Raw genomic sequence first — 17,913 nt, 5'->3', positions numbered from 1 at the left:
TGCGCCAGTGGAAGCGCCGCGGCAAAGTCCGCAAGCATAGTGCAAGCGTCATGCAGGATTGACGTCGTCCTTGCCTGAATATGCGGAGGAATTCTCGTTTTCTGCATAACGCGCGGTCTCCTCGACCAGCCAGGCGCGAAAGGCGCCGAGCGCGGCATGCTGCGACTTGCGTTCCGGCACGATGAAGTAATAGGCCCGCTCACTGCGCTGGGCGTGCGGCGTGGGCGTGATCAGCAGGCCCGCGTCGAGTTCGTGACGGATCAGGAAGGGCGGTATCAGCGCCACGCCCAGGCGCTGGATCGCAGCTTCGGCCAGCATCGAGAACAGCTCCAGCCGCGGGCCGCTCATGTCTTGCGAAATGCTCATGCCGAGCGATTCGAACCAGTGCCGCCACGCATACGGCCGGGTGGTCTGCTGCAGCAGCGGCAGCTGGGCGATTTCCGCCGGGCTCATGCTCGGCTTGGCGCCGGGTAGCAGCGGGCTGCACACCGGCACGGGATACTCGCGCATCAGGAAGTGCGCCTCGGTGCCGGGCCACCCGGCGTCGCCGAAGTAGATCGCGGCGTCGAACTCGGTTTCGTCGAACAGGAAAGGGCGCGTGCGGGTGCTGAGATTGATCGTGACATCCGGGTGCTGCGCCAAAAAGCCCGGCAGCCGCGGCAACAGCCATCGGGTGGCGAAGGTGGGCACCGTCGCGATTTCCAGCGTGGCGCCACTGTCGCGCTGCGCCATCACCGCCAGCGTGTCACGCTCCACCGCGTCCAGCCGGGCCGCGACCTTGCGGCTGTAGTTGAGCCCCGCCTCGGTCAGCCGCACGCCGCGCCGGGTGCGGCGGAACAGGGCGACACCGAGGAAATCCTCCAGCCCGGCGATCTGGCGGCAGATCGCGCTCTGCGTCAGCGCAAGCTCGTCCGCTGCGCGGGTGAAACTCTCGTGGCGCGCAGCGGCATCGAAGGCCTGCAGCGCGGCGGTGCTCGGAATTTTTCGGCGCATTGCTCTGTTCGCATTCCGTCCGCGGGCCACACCAGCAAAGAAGCCCGTTACGGTCGCTTCGGAGTGAGTAAAGCGCACAGTTTACTTCCAAATACTCGTTTGCCGGGACGAAGGACGATCCCTAGTATTGGCGCATCCGCGGCCCGAACCAACGGCCGCCCCGACACCGTGAAAAAGGAGACGACATGGCTTCCAACAAGGCGACCTTCGACTGGGCAGACCCGCTTTTCCTCGACAGCCAGCTGACCGACGTGGAGCGCATGGTGCGCGACACCGCGCGCGCCTACTGTCAGGAAAAGCTGCTGCCGCGCGTGCAGGAAGCCTTCCGCCATGAACGCACCGACCGCGAGATCTTCAACGAGATGGGCGAACTCGGCCTGCTCGGCCCGACCATCCCCGAGCAGTACGGCGGCGCCGGCATGAACTACATCAGCTACGGCCTGATCGCCCGCGAAGTGGAACGCGTCGATTCCGGCTACCGCTCGATGATGAGCGTGCAGTCCTCACTGGTCATGGTGCCGATCAACGAATTCGGCACCGAAGCGCAGAAGCAAAAATACCTGCCCAAGCTCGCCACCGGCGAATGGGTGGGCTGCTTCGGCCTCACCGAACCGAACCACGGCTCCGACCCCGGCAGCATGATCACCCGCGCCAAGAAGGTGCCCGGCGGCTACAGTATTTCCGGCGCCAAGATGTGGATCACCAACAGCCCCATCGCCGACGTGTTCGTGGTGTGGGCCAAGGACGACGAAGGCCAGATCCGCGGCTTCGTGCTGGAAAAGGGCTGGAAGGGCCTGTCGGCCCCGGCGATCCACGGCAAGGTGGGCCTGCGTGCGTCGATCACCGGCGAGATCGTCATGGACGAAGTCTTCTGCCCGGAAGAGAACGCCTTCCCGACGGTGCGTGGCCTGAAGGGTCCCTTCACCTGCCTCAACTCCGCCCGCTACGGCATCGCCTGGGGCGCGCTCGGCGCGGCCGAAGCCTGCTACGAAACGGCCCGCCAATACACCATGGACCGCAAGCAGTTCGGCCGTCCGCTCGCGGCCAACCAGCTGGTGCAGAAGAAGCTCGCCGACATGCTCACCGAGATCACGCTGGGGCTGCAGGCCTGCCTGCAGGTCGGCCGGTTGAAGGATGCCGGCAACTCCCCGGTGGAGATCACCTCCATCATCAAGCGCAACTCCTGCGGCAAGGCGCTCGACATCGCCCGCACCGCGCGCGACATGCTCGGCGGCAACGGCATCTCGGACGAGTTCTGCGTGGCGCGTCACCTCGTGAATCTGGAAGTGGTGAACACCTACGAGGGTACGCACGACATCCATGCGCTGATTCTGGGGCGGGCGATTACCGGGATTGCGGCGTTCGGTAACTGAGCGGGATTGTTTTGTTCCTCCCCCTTCAAGGGGGAGGTTAGGAGGGGGATGGGGTTGGGCGCGCCGCAGAGCTTGACCCCATCCCCACCCCAGCCCTCCCCTTGAAGGGGAGGGGGAGGAACATGGCGGCTCCCCGTCACGCATCTCAATTTAGCGCCGGTTTACCAAAGCGCACATTGCCCCACCGCCAGCGGTCGGGCGGGGTGTTTGTGGAGCCGGGCGAGGACTGTCTGAACGAGCGCAGCGAGTGAGTTCCGCAGCCCGGCGGAACAAATACCCCGCGCGAGGCGCCAGTCGATCCGAAGGCTTTTAACAGACGCAGCGCATCACCCACGTCACCACAGGACAGCAAGAGCCCCCCACCATGCCCGGCGCACTCTCCCACATCCGCGTGCTAGACCTCTCCCGCATCCTCGCGGGCCCTTGGGCCGGCCAGTTGCTCGCCGATCTCGGCGCCGACGTCATCAAGGTGGAACGCCCCGGCGCCGGCGACGACACCCGCGGCTGGGGTCCTCCCTTCCTGAAAGACGAACAGGGCGAAAACACACCGGTCGCCGCCTACTACCTCTGCGCCAACCGCAACAAGCGCTCCATCACCATCGACATCACCCGGCCGGAAGGCCAGGCGCTGGTGAAACAGCTCGCTGCCGAATCCGACGTGGTGCTGGAAAACTTCAAGCTCGGCGGGCTCGCCCAGTACGGCCTCGACTATGCCGCGCTGAAGGCGATCAACCCGCGCCTCATCTACTGCTCCATCACCGGCTTCGGCCAGGACGGCCCCTACGCACCGCGCGCCGGCTACGACTTCCTGATCCAGGGCCTCGGCGGGCTGATGAGCCTCACCGGCCGCCCGGACGACGAAGAGGGTGGCGGGCCGATGAAGGTCGGCGTCGCGCTCACCGACATCCTCACCGGCCTCTACGCCACCAACGCCGTGCTCGCCGCGCTCGCCTGGCGGGAGAAAAGCGGGGAAGGGCAGTTCATCGACCTCGCGCTGCTCGACGTACAGATCGCCTGCCTCGCCAACCAGGCGATGAACTACCTCACCACCGGGCAGAATCCTAAGCGGCTGGGCAACGCCCACCCCAACATCGTGCCCTACCAGGACTTCCCGACGGCCGACGGCTACATGATCCTCGCCATCGGCAACGACGGTCAGTTCGCCCGCTTCTGCACCGAAGCCGGCGCCCCGGAACTCGCCGCCGACCCGCGCTACGCCACCAACAAGGCGCGGGTGGAAAACCGCAACACGCTGATTCCCGCGCTCAAGCGCCTGACCATCGAGCGCAGCACCGCCGACTGGGTCGCCGCACTCGAAGCGCTGGCCGTGCCCTGCGGCCCGATCAACACGCTGGCCGACGTCTTCGCCGACCCGCAGGTGCAGGCCCGCGGCCTCAAGGTCACGATGCCGCATCCGCTCGCCGGCGAAGTGCCGCTGGTCGCCAACCCGCTACGGCTTTCGGCCACACCGGTCGAGTACCGCAACCCGCCCCCGCTGCTCGGCCAACATACCGAGCAGATCCTCAGCACCACGCTCGGCCTCAGCGCAACGCAGATCGAAAAATTGCGCGCCGCGGGCGTGATCTGAAACGACAACCCCAGGAGAAAGCGCGCTTGAAGATCCTCGTACCCGTAAAACGCGTGGTCGATTACAACGTGAAAGTCCGCGTGAAGGCGGACGGCAGCGGTGTCGATCTGGCCAATGTGAAGATGAGCATGAACCCGTTCGACGAGATCGCGGTTGAAGAAGCGGTGCGTCTGAAGGAAGCGGGCGTGGCGACCGAGGTGGTCGCGGTGAGCTGCGGCGTGGCGGCCTGCCAGGAAACGCTGCGTGCGGCGATGGCGATCGGCGCGGACCGCGGCATTCTGGTGGAAACCGATGTGGAGCTGCAGCCGCTGGCCGTGGCGAAGCTGCTGAAGGCGCTCGCCGACAAGGAAGAGCCGACGCTGGTGATCCTCGGCAAGCAGGCGATCGACGACGACTCGAACCAGACCGGCCAGATGCTGGCGGCGCTCAAGGGCTGGCCGCAGGCGACCTTCGCCTCCAAGCTCACGCTGGCGGATGGCAAAGCGACGGTGACGCGCGAAATCGACGGCGGTTTGGAGACCGTGGCGATCAGCCTGCCGGCGGTGGTGACCACCGACCTGCGCCTGAACGAGCCGCGCTACGCGACGCTGCCCAACATCATGAAGGCGAAGAAGAAGCCGCTCGACACGGTGAAGCCGGCCGATCTGGGCGTCGATGTCGCGCCGCGTCTCGCCACGCTGAAAGTGACCGAGCCGCCCAAGCGCAGCGCCGGGGTGCGGGTCGCCGATGTGGCCCAGCTGGTCGACAAACTGAAGAACGAAGCGAAGGTGCTCTGATGGCCATTCTTGTCCTTGCCGAACACGACAACCACACCCTCAAGGCCGCCACGCTCAACACGGTGACGGCCGCCGCCAAGATCGGCGGTGACATCCATGTTCTCGTCGCGGGCAGCAACTGCGCCGGCGCGGCCGAAGCCGCTGCCAAGGTGGCGGGCGTCGCCAAGGTGCTGGTGGCCGACGCCCCGCATCTGGACGCCCAGCTCGCCGAGAACGTGAGCGTGCTGCTGCAGACGCTCGCGCCGGCCTACAGCCACGTGCTCGCGCCGTCGACTTCCGCCGGCAAGAACACGCTGCCGCGCGTGGCCGCGCTGCTCGACGTCGCGCAGATCAGCGACATCGTCGGTGTGGAAGCGGCCGACACCTTCGTGCGCCCGATCTACGCCGGCAACGCGCTGGCGACGGTCAAGAGCGCCGACGCGGTCAAGGTCATCACCGTGCGCACCACCGCCTTCGAAGCAGCAGGCGAGGGCGGTAGTGCCGCGATCGAAGCAGTCGCCACCGGCGCGGATGCCGGCCAGTCCAACCTCGTCGGCCGCGAGATCACCAAGAGCGCGCGCCCCGAACTCGGTGCCGCCAAGATCATCGTCTCCGGCGGTCGCGGCCTGGGCAGCGGCGAGAACTACACCACGCTGCTCGAACCGCTCGCCGACAAGCTGGGCGCCGCGCTCGGCGCGAGCCGCGCGGCGGTCGATGCGGGCTACGTGCCCAACGACTACCAGGTCGGCCAGACCGGCAAGATCGTCGCGCCGCAGCTCTACATCGCGGTCGGCATCTCGGGTGCCATCCAGCACCTGGCCGGCATGAAGGACTCCAAGGTGATCGTGGCGATCAACAAGGACCCCGAAGCGCCGATCTTCCAGGTGGCCGACTACGGTCTGGTGGGTGACCTGTTCGAGGTGGTGCCGGCGCTGACCGCGGCCTGAACGTTTTTCCGCTCCCGACGGGTGCAGCTTCTACTCCCTCTCTCCGCACCTGTCGGTTTCTTCGCCGTCCCGGTTTGCCGGGGCGGCGTCTTTTCCGGGCCTTCCGTCCGGGACTCTCCCTTGCATCGGATTGGGCTGTGGCGACAGTCCGGGGATAATGCTGGCCGATTGACGCAGGCCCGCTGCAGTCACCCGGTTTGGAGGACCCTCCCATGCAACTCAAGGATCAATCCCTGCTGCTCGACGCCGCCTTCATCGACGGCGAGTGGATCGCGGCCGACGACGGCGCCCGCTTCGATGTGCGCAACCCTGCCGATGGCAGCCTGGTGGCCACGGTGCCGGACATGGGTGCGGCAGAAACGCGACGCGCCATCGCCGCCGCCGACGCCGCGCTGCCCGCCTGGCGCGCGCGCACTGCCAAGGACCGCGCACTCATCCTGCGCAAGTGGTTCGACCTGATCCTCGCTCATCAGGAAGACCTGGCCCAGCTGATGACCGCGGAGCAGGGCAAGCCGCTGGCCGAAGCGCGCGGCGAAGTGGCCTACGGCGCCTCCTTCATCGAGTGGTTCGCCGAAGAAGCCAAGCGCATCTACGGCGACGTCATCCCCGGCCACGGCCCCGACAAGCGCATCATCGTGATCAAGCAGCCGATCGGCGTGGTGGCCGCGATCACCCCGTGGAATTTCCCGATCGCGATGATCACGCGCAAATGCGGGCCGGCACTCGCGGCGGGGTGCACCGTGGTCGTCAAACCCGCGGAGGACACGCCGCTGTGTGCGCTCGCGATCGCGGAACTCGGCCGCCGCGCCGGGCTGCCCGCCGGCGTGCTCAACGTGGTGACCACTTCCCGCGCGCCGGAGGTCGGCACCGAACTCGCCACCAACCCGATCGTGAGGAAGCTCTCCTTCACCGGCTCGACCGCGGTCGGCAAGCTGTTGATGGCGCAATGCGCCGGCACGGTGAAGAAGGTTTCGCTGGAACTCGGCGGCAACGCGCCTTTCATCGTGTTCGACGACGCCGACCTCGACGCAGCAGTCGCGGGCGCGATCGCCTCCAAGTACCGCAACGCCGGGCAAACCTGCGTGTGCGCCAACCGCCTGCTGGTGCAGGACGGTATCTACGAGGCCTTCGCGGCCAGGCTGGCCGAGGCGGTGGCGAAGATGAAAGTCGGCCCCGGCGTCGAAGCCGACGTGCAGCAGGGACCGCTGATCAACGACAAGGCCGTGGCCAAGGTGGAAGAACTGCTCGCCGACGCCACCGCAAAGGGCGCGCAGGTGGTGATCGGCGGCGAACGCCACGCGCTCGGCCACGGATTCTTCCAGCCCACGGTGCTGACCGGCGTGACCCCGGCGATGCGGCTCGCGCGCGAGGAGATCTTCGGGCCGGTCGCGCCGCTGTTCCGCTTTTCCACCGAGGACGAGGCGGTACAACTGGCCAACGACACGGAATACGGTCTCGCCGCCTACTTCTACGCCGGCAACATCGCGCGCGTCTGGCGCGTGGCCGAACGGCTGGACTACGGCATCGTCGGCATCAACGAGGGCATCATCTCGACCGAGGTCGCGCCGTTCGGCGGGGTCAAGGAGTCCGGCATCGGGCGCGAGGGGTCGAAGTACGGCATCGAGGACTACGTCGAGATCAAATACCTTTGCCTCGGCGGCATCCGCTGAGGGGCGCGCCCCTCAGCCCTGCGGCGCGGCAATCCGCCGCGCCACTTCCTCGCCGATTGCGAGCGCCGCGGTAAGCCCCGGCGATTCGATGCCCAGCAGGTTGATGAGCCCAGGCACGCGATGCTCGGCGGGGCCATCGATCTGGAAATCGGCGTCCGCCTCGCCGGGGCCGACGATCTTGGGTCGCACGCCGGCATACGCGGGCTGCAGCCGTTCCGGCTCCAGGCCCGGCCACCATTTGCGGATCGCCGCGGCGAAACGCTCCGCCCGCGCCGGGTCCACCGTGTAATCGGGCGTGTCGATCCACTCCACGTCCGGGCCGAAGCGGGGCTGGCCGCCCATGTCGAGCGTGAGATGGATGCCCAGGCCGCCGGGCTCGGGCACCGGATAGATCAGGTGCGAGAACGGCACCCGGCCCGCGTAGCTGAAATACACGCCGCGGGCAAAATGCGCCTGCGGCAGACCGCGTGACGACGCCGGCAGTTGGCCGGCAAGGCGGACCGCGTCGAGTCCCGCCGCGTTCACGACGCAGCGCGCCTGCAAGGTCATCGGTGCCTCGCCGCCCGTCTGCAGCACGATGCCGCCAGCCTCGGCCCGGCCGCCGAGCACCGGCGTGTCCAGCACCAGCGTCGCGCCATGGCGCTCCGCGTCGCCGAGCAGCGCAAGCATCAGCCCATGGCTGTCCACGATGCCGGTGGCGGGCGAGAACAGCGCCCCGCAGCTGTCGAGCGCGGGTTCGATCTCCTTCACCGCCCCGGGCTCCAGCCACAGCAATTCCTCCACGCCGTTGGCGAGCGCGCGCGCCCGGATGCGCGCAAGCGCCGGCAGCGCCTCGCGCTGCGCCGCGACCACCAGCTTGCCGCAGCGCCGGTGGGCGACGCCGCGCGACTCGCAATAGGCGTAGAGCATGCGGCCGCCGGCAACGCTGAGACGCGCCTTGAGCGAACCCGGCGGGTAGTACAGCCCGGCATGGATGACCTCGCTGTTGCGCGAGCTGATGCCGGTGCCGAACGCGCGTTCGCGCTCCAGGATCAACACCTCGCGGCCGCTCGCCGCAATCGCCCGGGCACAGGCCAGCCCCACCACGCCCGCCCCGACGACCACGCAATCGACTGTCTCCATCGCCACCTCCTCGCTCCGCCGCAGCCTCGCCTTCGCCGCGGGACCGCCGTTTTATCAGATTGCGCGGACGGCGGATATGGTTCCGCACCCACACCGGAGCAGGGGGCAGGGCAACGCAGTGCGAAAGCCCGGAATGCCGCGCCGGCGCCGTTCCGGAATTCCGGAACCCGTTACCCAGGCATCGGGCCGCGCGAAAATATCCACGTTTTTTCCGCTACTTATAAGCGCCTGGCCATTTGCGTACCGCGGGCACGACCCTTGCACAACGAGGAAGCCCACCGGGCACATACATCCAATAATCAGGAGACACGTCATGCCTTCCTTCGTCCGCAAGTGCGCGGTCGGCGCGCTTTTTGCCGTCAGCACGGCCGCCGTTTCGGCCGCCACCTTCGTCAACGTTCTCACCGGCGGCACTAGCGGGGTGTATTACCCGCTCGGCGTCACGCTGTCGCAAATCTATGGCGAGGTGATCCCGGATTCGAAGGTGCAGGTCCAGGCGACCAAGGCCTCGGCCGAAAACCTCAACCTGCTGCAAGGCGGCCGTGGCGAGATCGGCTTCTCGCTGGCCGACTCCGTATCCGACGCATGGAAAGGTGACGCCGACGCGGGCTTCTCCAAACCGCTCGACAAGCTGCGCGCGGTGGCTGCGGTGTATCCCAACTACATCCAGATCGTTGCGCTCGCGGACGCCAACATCAAGTCGCTGGCCGACCTGAAGGGCAAGCGCATCTCCGTCGGCGCGCCGCGCTCGGGCACCGAGATCAATGCTCGCGCCATCCTGAAGGCCGCCGGGTTGTCCTACTCGGACTTCGCCAAGGTGGAATACCTGCCGTTCGGTGAATCGGTGGAGCTGATGAAGAACCGCCAGATCGACGTCACGCTGCAGTCGGCCGGTCTCGGCGTGGCCGCGCTGCGCGACCTCTCCACGGCGGTGAAGGTGAACTTCGTGCCGGTGCCGGCCGACGTGGTCGCCAAGGTGGGCGACTCCGCCTACCGCTCCGCCCCCATTCCGCCCAACACCTACGACGGCCAGACCACCGAAGTGCCGACGGTGGCGATCAACAACCTGCTGGTCACCCACGACAAGGTGCCGGCCGAGGTCGTGTATCAGATGACCAAGGGCATCTTCGAGAACCTGCCGCGGCTGGGCAACTCGCACGCCGCGGCACGCCAGATCAAGCTCGAATCCGCCGTGGACGGGCTGCCGATCCCGCTGCATCCGGGGGCGGAGAAGTATTACCGCGAACGCGGCCTGATCAAGTAAGCGCAACGCGCCGGGGGCGGCCCTGCCGCTCCCGCTTCGGTCCTTCGTGAGCGCCCGCCGCGGTCTTGCCGCGCCGGCGCCCCCCATTCCAGCCGCTCACTTGCAGCGGTATTCCGCGGAGTCTCCATGACTACCTCCGTCTCCGAACCGCTCGCCGCCGGCGGGCGAACGATGCTGCGCGTCGTCTTCTGGGCCGCCATCGCGTTCTCCACCTTCCAGATCGTCACCTCGGCCTTCAGCCCGCTGTCCAGCACGGTGGTGCGCGCGCTGCACGTCGGCTTCCTGCTGCTGCTCACCTTCCTGCTCTATCCGCTGCGCGGCGGCGAGGGCAAGCCCACTCATCTGCTGACCAAGCTGGTCGGCTTCGGCGCACTCGGCCTCGCGTGCTACCACTGGCTGTTCGAAGCCGACCTGGTGCAGCGTGCGGGCGAACTCACCACCGCCGACATGGCCGTCGGCATCGTCACGCTGGTGCTGGTGTTCGAAGCCGCCCGCCGCATCATGGGGCTGGCGCTGCCGCTGATCTGCCTCGGTTTTCTCGCCTACGCGCTGTTCGGCGAACACCTGCCGGGCGCGTTCGCCCATCGCGGCTACGGGCTCGATCAGGTGATCGGCCAACTGGCCTTCGGCACCGAGGGCATCTACGGCACGCCCACCTACGTGTCGTCGAGCTACATCTTCCTGTTCATCCTGTTCGGCGCCTTCCTGGAGCAGGCCGGGATGATCCAGCTGTTCACCGACTTCTCGCTCGGCACCGTGGGCCACACCAAGGGCGGCCCGGCGAAGGTGGCGGTGGTGTCGTCGGGGCTGATGGGGACGATCAACGGCTCGGGCGTCGCCAACGTGGTCACCACCGGGCAGTTCACGATTCCGCTGATGAAGCGCTTCGGCTACCAGCCGGCCTTTGCCGGCGCGGTGGAGGCGACCAGCTCGATGGGCGGCCAGATCATGCCGCCGGTGATGGGCGCAGTGGCCTTCATCATGGCCGAGACCATCAACGTGCCCTACGTCGAGATTGCCAAGGCGGCGGCGATTCCCGCCCTGTTGTACTTCTTCACGGTGTTCTGGATGGTGCACCTCGAAGCCGGCAAGCGCGGCCTGGTCGGCCTGCCGAAGGCGGAGTGCCCCGACCCCTGGGCTGCGCTGAAAGCGCGCTGGTTCCTGCTGCTGCCCTTGATCGCGCTGGTGTACCTGCTGTTTGCCGGCTTTACGCCGATGTTCTCCGGCATGGTCGGCCTTGCGCTCACGGTGGTGCTGATCTTCGGCAGCGCGGTGGCGGGATGGCTCAACGGCACCTCGCTGCGGCTGCTGTTCTGGATCGCGCTCGGGCTGGCGTGCTCCGCATTCGCCAAGGTCGGCATCGTTTCCGTAATGGCGGCCATCGCGGTGCTGGTCGTCCTGCTGCTGCCCCGCCGCGACGGCCGCGCCACGCTGGCCCTCGCGGTGCGCGCGCTGGTCGATGGCGCGCTGCATGCACTGCCGGTCGGGGTGGCGTGCGCGCTGGTCGGCGTCATCATCGGCTCGCTCACGCTCACCGGGGGCGCCACCGCCTTCGCCGGTTACATCATCCAGCTGGGCGGGCACAGCATGTTCCTGTCGCTGGTGCTGACGATGCTGACCTGCCTGGTGCTCGGCATGGGCATTCCGACCATCCCGAACTACATCATCACCAGCTCGATCGCCGCCCCTGCGCTACTGGAGCTGGGCGTGCCGCTGATCGTGTCGCACATGTTCGTGTTCTATTTCGGGATCATGGCCGACCTGACCCCACCGGTGGCGCTGGCCGCCTTCGCCGCCGCGCCGATCGCCAAGACGTCCGGCCTCAGGATCGGCATCCGCGCGGTGCAGATCGCCGCAGCGGGCTTCGTCGTGCCCTACATGGCGGTGTACGCGCCGGAGTTGATGCTGCAAGGCGACAAGGGGCTGGCGGCGACGCTCTACGTGGTATTCAAGGCTGCGCTGGCCGTCCTGCTGTGGGGCAGCACGGTGATCGGCCACTTCCGCTCACCGATGAACGTGGTCGAACGGGCGCTCGCCTTCATCGCCGCGGCGCTGCTGGTGATCGCGGCGCCGATCACCGACGAGCTGGGCTTCCTGCTCGCCGCCGCGGTGATCGGCGGCCACCTGTGGCGGGCGCGCCGCATGGCACCGGTGACGCTCTGATGGCGGTCTGTCTGGCGACGGCCGCGGCGACCGCGGTCGTCGCGGTCCACAGCTTCACGCTCGCCTGGACGCACTCCATCGAAAAGCAGCGCTGGGAGGAAGACTGGGCGGTGCGCGGCGAGGGCGCCGTCGCCGCCCTGGTACTGGAGCGCGTGCGCGTGCGCGGGCACGGCGCCGGCATGGAGCCCCCGGCGGGCGCCCATCTGCGCGACGGCGTATGGGAGTGGCAGCCAGGCACGACGCACGCCGTGCTGCGGCTGACCCGCTCCGGCTTTACCGCCGACTACAGCTGGTGCCCCGACGGCGGGCACTGCGTTCCGCTGGGGGACATCCTGCCCAGCGATGGTGGCGTGACCGAGGTCCGCGCGTGTTCAATGTCGGCCAAGGAGGAGGGCGCTTCCACCGAGTCGCCCTGACAACGATGAACATGCGGCCCCGCCTGCCGTTTCCGACCCTGCCACGCCTCGCCCCCGCCGCGGCGCTGCCCGCGCGCTGGAAGCTGGCGCTCGCGGTACTGCTCGCGGCCCCGCTGCTCGCCGGCATTTACCTGCACCGCTTCCAGACCGGCATCGATGAACTTGCGGCGCAGGCGCAACAGCGGCTGGCGCTGCTGTCGGCCAGCCTCGACGCCGAGCTGCTCCGCAACGAAAGCCTGCCCACGGTGCTCGCGCCGCATCCGCTGCTGAAGGACGTGCTGCTGGGCCACGGCGGGCCGGATGCCCCGGCGCGCGCCAACGCGCTGCTGGCCGAAGTGCGCGAGCGGACCGGCACCGGCGTCATCTACCTGATCGCGCCCTCCGGCATCACGCTGGCCGCCAGCAACTGGCGCGAGCCCGAGAGCTTCGTCGGCGAGAACTACGGTTACCGCCCGTATTTCCGCGACGCCCTGGCCGGCCGCACCGGCATGTTCTTCGCGGTCGGCGCCACCACCCGCATCCCCGGCTTCTTCATTGCCCAGCCCGTGCGCGACGGTGAGCGGGTAATCGGCGTACTCGCGATCAAGGTGGAACTGACCGGGCTGGAGAACACTTGGGCCGAGAGCGGCGAGGCGCTGCTGGTGGTCGACGGCCACGGGGTCGTCGCGCTGTCGTCTCGCCCGCAATGGAAGTTCGCCACCCTCGGACCGCTCGGCGCTCCGTCGCGGACCACGCTCGCCGCCACCCGGCAGTACTACACCGCCAGCCTGCAACCGCTGCCTCTGCGCTGGGACGGCGGCCAGCGCCTGACGCTGGCGGGGCGCGACTACGCGGTCGGCGTGCGCGCGCTGCGCTGGGCAGACTGGCGCATGCTGATGCTGGTGGACACCGCGCCCGCCGCCACGGCCGCGCGCGCGCAGGCGCTGGCGGTGGCGCTCGCGCTGTGTCTGGCCGCCATCGGCGGCCTGTTCTGGGTGCAGCGCGCACGCCGGCTGCGCGAACGGCTGGCGGTACAGGCGATGCTGGAGGACACGGTGGCACGGCGCACCGCCGATCTCGCCGCCGCCAACGCGCGCCTGCGCGAGGAAGTGGCGGAGCGGACTGCCGCCGAGGACAAGCTGCACAGCGCCCAGCGCGCGCTGATCGAAGCCAACCGCCTTGCCGCCCTCGGCCAGATGGCCGCCGGCGTCGCCCACGAACTCAACCAGCCACTGCAGGCGCTGCGCGGCTTTGCCGGCAACAGCCTGGTGTTTCTCGAACGCGGCCGGCTCGAGCCGCTGACCGACAACCTGCGCCAGATCAACGAACTGGTGGAACGCATGGCGCGCCTGACCGCGCAGCTGAAGGTGTTCGCATCGCGCCAGCAGTCGGCCGCCGGTTCCGCCCCGGCCGCCGCCACGCTGGCGCGCGTCGCCGGCTGGTTTGCCCCCCGCCTCGAAGCCGCCGCGATCCGCCTGGTGCAGGAGGTGAATGTGGAACGCCTGCCGCTCGACCCGCAGGCCCTGGAGCAGGTGGCGTCCAACCTGCTGGGCAATGCGATCGACGCACTGGCAGGCCGCGACGGCGGCGGCCAGATCGACGTACGCGCCGGCGAGGACGAACAGGGCTGCTGGCTGGAGGTGGCCGACAACGGACCGGGCATCGCCCCGGCGCTGCGCGAGAAGGTGGCGCAGCCGTTTTTCTCGACCAAGCCGCTGGGGCACGGGTTGGGGCTCGGGCTGGCGATTGTCGGCGATTTGATCGAAGCTTCGGGCGGTAGCCTCGACATCGGCGCATCCGACGCCGGCGGGGCGCGAATCCGCGCGTACTGGGCCCGGCCCGCCACGCGCGCCTAGGAGGAGACGAATGACTGCAATCCCGCTCCGCGTGCTCTACGTGGAGGACGATGAGGCGGTACGCATGGCCGGCTGCCAGACTTTTGCGCTGGCCGATCTAGCGGTCGAAGGCGTCGATCGCGCCGAGGCGGCGCTGCCCAGCCTTGCCTCCGACGCGCGGCTGGTGCTGGTAACCGACGTGCGGCTGCCCGGCATGGACGGCATGGGCCTGCTGCGCCGCGCGATGGAGATCGATCCCGACCTGCCGGTGATCCTGGTCACCGGCCATGGCGACGTGGCGATGGCGGTGGAGGCGATGCGGGCAGGCGCCTACGACTTCATCGAGAAGCCCTTCGCCCCCGAGGCGATGGTGGAGGTGGTGCGGCGCGCCCTGGAAAAACGCCAGCTGGTGCTGGAAAACCGCGCGCTCAAGGCCCGTCTGGCCGAAGACATCGCCATCGAGGGGCTGCTGGGCGACAGCGCGCCGATGCAGCAGGTGCGCACGCTGATCGCCGAACTGGCCGACACCGACGTGGATGTGCTGGTGCTGGGCGAAACCGGAACCGGCAAGGAGAAGGGGCGCGCGGGCTGCACGAGGCCGGCCGCCGCCGCAGCCGGCAACTTCGTCGCGATCAACTGCGCCGCGCTGCCGGAAAGCGTGTTCGAAAGCGAGATGTTCGGCGTGGAGCCGGGAGCCTATACGGGCGCAACCCGCAGCCGCGCCGGGAAGATCGAACACGCCACCGGCGGCACCTTGTTCCTCGACGAGATCGAGGGCATGCCGCTGGCGCTGCAGGCCAAGCTGCTGCGCGTGCTGCAGGAGCGCGTGGTGGAGCGCTTGGGGTCGAACCGGCTGATACCGGTGGACTGCCGCATCGTCGCCGCGACCAAGGTGGACCTGAAGGCCGAGAGCGAAGCCGGACGCTTTCGTGCCGACCTGTACTACCGCCTGAACGTGGTGACCGTGGCGCTGCCGCCGCTGCGCGAGCGGCGCGAAGACATTCCGCGCCTGTTCCAGGCCTTCTGCCTGCGCGCCGCGGAACGCTACCGGCGACCGCCGCCCGTCATCGACACCGTGCTGGCCGACTGGCTGATGAGCGCGGACTGGCCCGGCAATGTGCGCGAGTTGCTGCACGCGGCCGAACGCCACACGCTGGGCCTGTGGCAGCCGCTCGCGGAGACGCCGGCGGAAGCCGGGCGGACGATGCCGCAGCGCATTGCCGCCTTCGAGCAGTTCCTGATCGAAAGCGCGCTGGCCGAAACCGGCGGCGACGTTGCTGCCGCGGCGCTGACGCTGGGGGTGCCGCGCAAGACGCTGTACGACAAGCTCGCGCGCCTGAACCTGCCGCCGCGCCGCTTCCGTCTCGTGCAGTAGGGTTCAGCCGCGGCCGGCGTCGGCCAGCATCTGCTGCGCCACGGCCTCGGCCACGCGGATGCCATCCACGCCGGCCGACAGGATGCCCCCCGCGTAGCCCGCGCCTTCCCCGGCGGGGTAGAGGCCCTTCACGTTGAGGCTCTGGCAATCTTCACCGCGGGTGAGGCGCAGCGGCGACGAGGTGCGGGTCTCGACGCCGGTCAACACCGCATCGTGCATCGAGAAGCCGCGAATCTGCCGCTCGAAGGCCGGAATGGCCTCGCGCATCGCCTCGATCGCATAGGCGGGCAGGGCGGTGGAGAGGTCGCCGAGCGTGACGCCGGGCTTGTACGAGGGTTCGACCGAACCGAGTCGGGTCGACGGCCGGCCGGCGATGAAGTCGCCCACGAGTTGCGCCGGTGCGTTGTAGCCGCCGCCGCCGAGCACGAAGGCGCGCGACTCCAGTTCGCGCTGGAAGGCGATGCCGGCCAGCGGCCCGCCCGGGTAGTCCTCGGGCGTGATGCCGACGACGATGCCCGCATTGGCGTTGCGCTCGTTGCGCGAATACTGGCTCATGCCGTTGGTGACGACGCGGTTGGGCTCGGAGGTGGCCGCCACCACGGTGCCGCCGGGGCACATGCAGAAGCTGTAGACCGAGCGTCCGTTCTTCGCGTGATGCACCAGCTTGTAGTCGGCGGCGCCAAGCAGCGGATTGCCGGCGTACTTCCCGAGCCGCGCCTTGTCGATCAGCGACTGCGGATGCTCGATGCGGAAACCCACCGAGAACGGCTTGGCCTCCATGAACACGCCGCGCGAATGCAGCATCTCGAAGGTATCGCGCGCGCTGTGGCCCAGCGCCAGCACCACGTGGTCGCTACGCAACTGCTCGCCGCTGGCCAGCACGACGCCACGGATGTGGCCGTCCTCGATCAGCACGTCGGTGACGCGCTGCTGGAAGCGGATTTCGCCGCCCAGCGACTCGATCTCGGCGCGCATCTGCTCGACCATGCCCACCAGCCGGAAGGTGCCGATGTGCGGCTTGCTGACGTAGAGGATTTCTTCGGGTGCTCCGGCCTTGACGAACTCGGCGAGCACCTTGCGGCCGTAATGCTTGGGGTCCTTGATCTGGCTATAGAGCTTGCCGTCGGAGAAGGTGCCGGCGCCGCCTTCGCCGAACTGCACATTGGACTCGGGATTGAGTTCGTGCCGCCGCCACAGGCCCCAGGTGTCCTGCGTGCGTTCGCGCACCGCCTTGCCGCGCTCCAGCACGATGGGACGGAAGCCCATCTGCGCCAGCACCAGCGCGGCGAAGATGCCGCAGGGGCCAAAGCCCACCACCAGCGGCCGCGGGCCAAAATCCGCTGGCGCATGGGCGACGAAGTTGTAGCGCACGTCCGGCGCGGGGGCGACGTGCCGGTCACCCGCAAACCGCTTCAACACCGCGGCCTCATCGCGCACGCTGAGGTCGATGGTGTAGATGAAGGTCAGCGCGTCCGACTTGCGTGCATCGTAGCTGCGCTTGAACACGGTGAAATCCAGCAGGTCTGCGACGTCGATGCCAAGGCGGCGGGCGATCGCCGGCGCCAGCGCATCGGCCGGATGTTCGAGGGGAAGCCGGAGTTCGGTCAGTCGCAGCATGGGATGTCCGTTTTTGCCTGCAGGATGCGCCGGCGGCCTGGGAAGATGCCGCCGGACGAAGGCGGGGGATTCTACAGGATGGCCCGGCGACGGCCGAGCCTTGCCGAAGCCCGATACGCCCCTGCGCAATGCGGATGGCGGGGCAGCGCATGTACGGCAAAAGACGCGACCGCCACATCGCCCTTGCATGCTGCATTGCGGCACCGGACCGGCGTAGCGCAGGACGAGGCTGTTACAATCGGCGCCTTCCGAAATCGCCGCGGCGCTGCCGCCCTGTCATGAAACGTCTCGAAACCCTGTTTGAACACGTCCTCTTCAGCAGTCGCTGGCTGATGGCGCCGGTCTATTTCGGGCTGGTGCTGGCGATGCTGGTGTTGCTGGTGAAGTTCGCCAAGGAAATCTTCGGCCTGCTCGGACACATCACCACCGCGTCCGGCGGGGAGATGATCATCGGCGTGCTGTCGCTGGTCGACATCGCGCTGATCATGAATCTGCTGATCATCATCATGCTGAGCGGCTACGAGAACTTCGTCTCCAAGATGGAGGACCTGCACAGCCACCAGGACCGCCCGGACTGGATGGGACACATCGGCTTCTCGGACCTGAAGATCAAGCTGATCGGGTCGATCGTCGCGATCTCCGGGATCGAGCTGCTGAAGGCCTTCATGAACGTGGATAACCTGACCGACCGCCACCTGGCGTGGATGGTCGGCATCCACGTGACCTTCCTGTTCTCGGGCGTGTTCTACGCGCTGACCGACAAGCTGGCCGCCAAGGACCACTGAGCCTCGTCGCACACGGAACGGGGCCGGGCGC

The 17,913-nt window shown here is 68.3% G+C and carries 14 protein-coding genes; 11 read left to right on the top strand and 3 right to left on the bottom strand.

What is annotated here, in order from left to right; all coding sequences use genetic code 11:
* Positions 1-48 precede the first annotated feature (48 nt).
* Positions 49-993, bottom strand: a complete 945-nt coding sequence (locus tag dqs_RS10215; RefSeq protein ID WP_065340404.1) for a LysR family transcriptional regulator — start codon at positions 991-993, stop codon at positions 49-51.
* Between the two features lie 185 nt (positions 994-1,178).
* On the opposite strand from dqs_RS10215, the gene dqs_RS10210 reads away from it, so the two are divergent.
* From dqs_RS10210 to dqs_RS10190, 5 genes are all read left to right on the top strand, one after another.
* Positions 1,179-2,366 carry an acyl-CoA dehydrogenase gene (locus dqs_RS10210; RefSeq protein ID WP_065340403.1) on the top strand — a complete coding sequence of 396 codons (1,188 nt, stop codon included), beginning with the start codon at positions 1,179-1,181 and terminating at the stop codon, positions 2,364-2,366.
* A 364-nt stretch (positions 2,367-2,730) separates the two neighbouring features.
* Positions 2,731-3,954, top strand: a complete 1,224-nt coding sequence (locus dqs_RS10205) for a CaiB/BaiF CoA transferase family protein (RefSeq protein ID WP_065340402.1) — start codon at positions 2,731-2,733, stop codon at positions 3,952-3,954.
* 26 nt (positions 3,955-3,980) lie between these two features.
* Positions 3,981-4,730 (top strand): electron transfer flavoprotein subunit beta/FixA family protein, encoded by a 750-nt coding sequence (locus tag dqs_RS10200; protein WP_011765655.1) that lies wholly within the window; start codon positions 3,981-3,983, stop codon positions 4,728-4,730.
* On the top strand, positions 4,730-5,656 hold the full coding sequence (locus dqs_RS10195) for an electron transfer flavoprotein subunit alpha/FixB family protein (RefSeq protein WP_065340401.1): 927 nt from the start codon (positions 4,730-4,732) through the stop codon (positions 5,654-5,656). Before dqs_RS10200 ends, dqs_RS10195 begins: the two co-directional genes overlap by 1 nt.
* Before the next feature lie 212 nt (positions 5,657-5,868).
* Entirely contained in the window at positions 5,869-7,326 is a 1,458-nt protein-coding gene (locus dqs_RS10190) for an NAD-dependent succinate-semialdehyde dehydrogenase (protein WP_065340400.1), read from the top strand.
* A 12-nt stretch (positions 7,327-7,338) separates the two neighbouring features.
* Here the strand turns inward: dqs_RS10190 and dqs_RS10185 are convergent, their stop codons facing one another.
* Positions 7,339-8,448 (bottom strand): NAD(P)/FAD-dependent oxidoreductase, encoded by a 1,110-nt coding sequence (locus dqs_RS10185; protein ID WP_011765652.1) that lies wholly within the window; start codon positions 8,446-8,448, stop codon positions 7,339-7,341.
* Positions 8,449-8,761: 313 nt separating this feature from the next.
* On the opposite strand from dqs_RS10185, the gene dqs_RS10180 reads away from it, so the two are divergent.
* The 5 genes from dqs_RS10180 to dqs_RS10160 all read left to right on the top strand — a co-directional run bounded on the left by dqs_RS10180 (position 8,762) and on the right by dqs_RS10160 (position 15,480).
* Entirely contained in the window at positions 8,762-9,712 is a 951-nt protein-coding gene (locus dqs_RS10180) for a TAXI family TRAP transporter solute-binding subunit (protein ID WP_065340399.1), read from the top strand.
* Positions 9,713-9,838: 126 nt separating this feature from the next.
* Positions 9,839-11,875, top strand: coding sequence for a TRAP transporter permease (locus dqs_RS10175; protein ID WP_065340398.1), 2,037 nt, complete (start codon positions 9,839-9,841; stop codon positions 11,873-11,875).
* A complete protein-coding gene (locus dqs_RS10170) occupies positions 11,875-12,291 on the top strand; it encodes a DUF1850 domain-containing protein (protein WP_065341698.1) in 417 nt (138 codons plus the stop codon). The genes dqs_RS10175 and dqs_RS10170 overlap by 1 nt, the downstream gene beginning before the upstream one ends.
* A gap of 5 nt (positions 12,292-12,296) precedes the next feature.
* Complete coding sequence (locus dqs_RS10165) at positions 12,297-14,126, top strand: sensor histidine kinase (protein ID WP_084018412.1); 1,830 nt, start codon at positions 12,297-12,299, stop codon at positions 14,124-14,126.
* 10 nt (positions 14,127-14,136) lie between these two features.
* On the top strand, positions 14,137-15,480 hold the full coding sequence (locus dqs_RS10160; RefSeq protein WP_065340397.1) for a sigma-54-dependent transcriptional regulator: 1,344 nt from the start codon (positions 14,137-14,139) through the stop codon (positions 15,478-15,480).
* A 3-nt stretch (positions 15,481-15,483) separates the two neighbouring features.
* Here the strand turns inward: dqs_RS10160 and dqs_RS10155 are convergent, their stop codons facing one another.
* A complete protein-coding gene (locus dqs_RS10155) occupies positions 15,484-17,097 on the bottom strand; it encodes an NAD(P)/FAD-dependent oxidoreductase (RefSeq protein WP_065340396.1) in 1,614 nt (537 codons plus the stop codon).
* Positions 17,098-17,375: 278 nt separating this feature from the next.
* Here dqs_RS10155 and dqs_RS10150 point away from each other — a divergent pair, with 278 nt between their 5' ends.
* Positions 17,376-17,882, top strand: a complete 507-nt coding sequence (locus dqs_RS10150; RefSeq protein WP_041642510.1) for a TIGR00645 family protein — start codon at positions 17,376-17,378, stop codon at positions 17,880-17,882.
* Positions 17,883-17,913 lie beyond the last annotated feature (31 nt).

The sequence above is a fragment of the Azoarcus olearius genome (genome assembly GCF_001682385.1).
Classification (GTDB): domain Bacteria; phylum Pseudomonadota; class Gammaproteobacteria; order Burkholderiales; family Rhodocyclaceae; genus Azoarcus; species Azoarcus olearius.
Note: the sequence above shows the minus strand (reverse complement) of the source record. Positions and strands in the feature narration are given on the sequence as shown.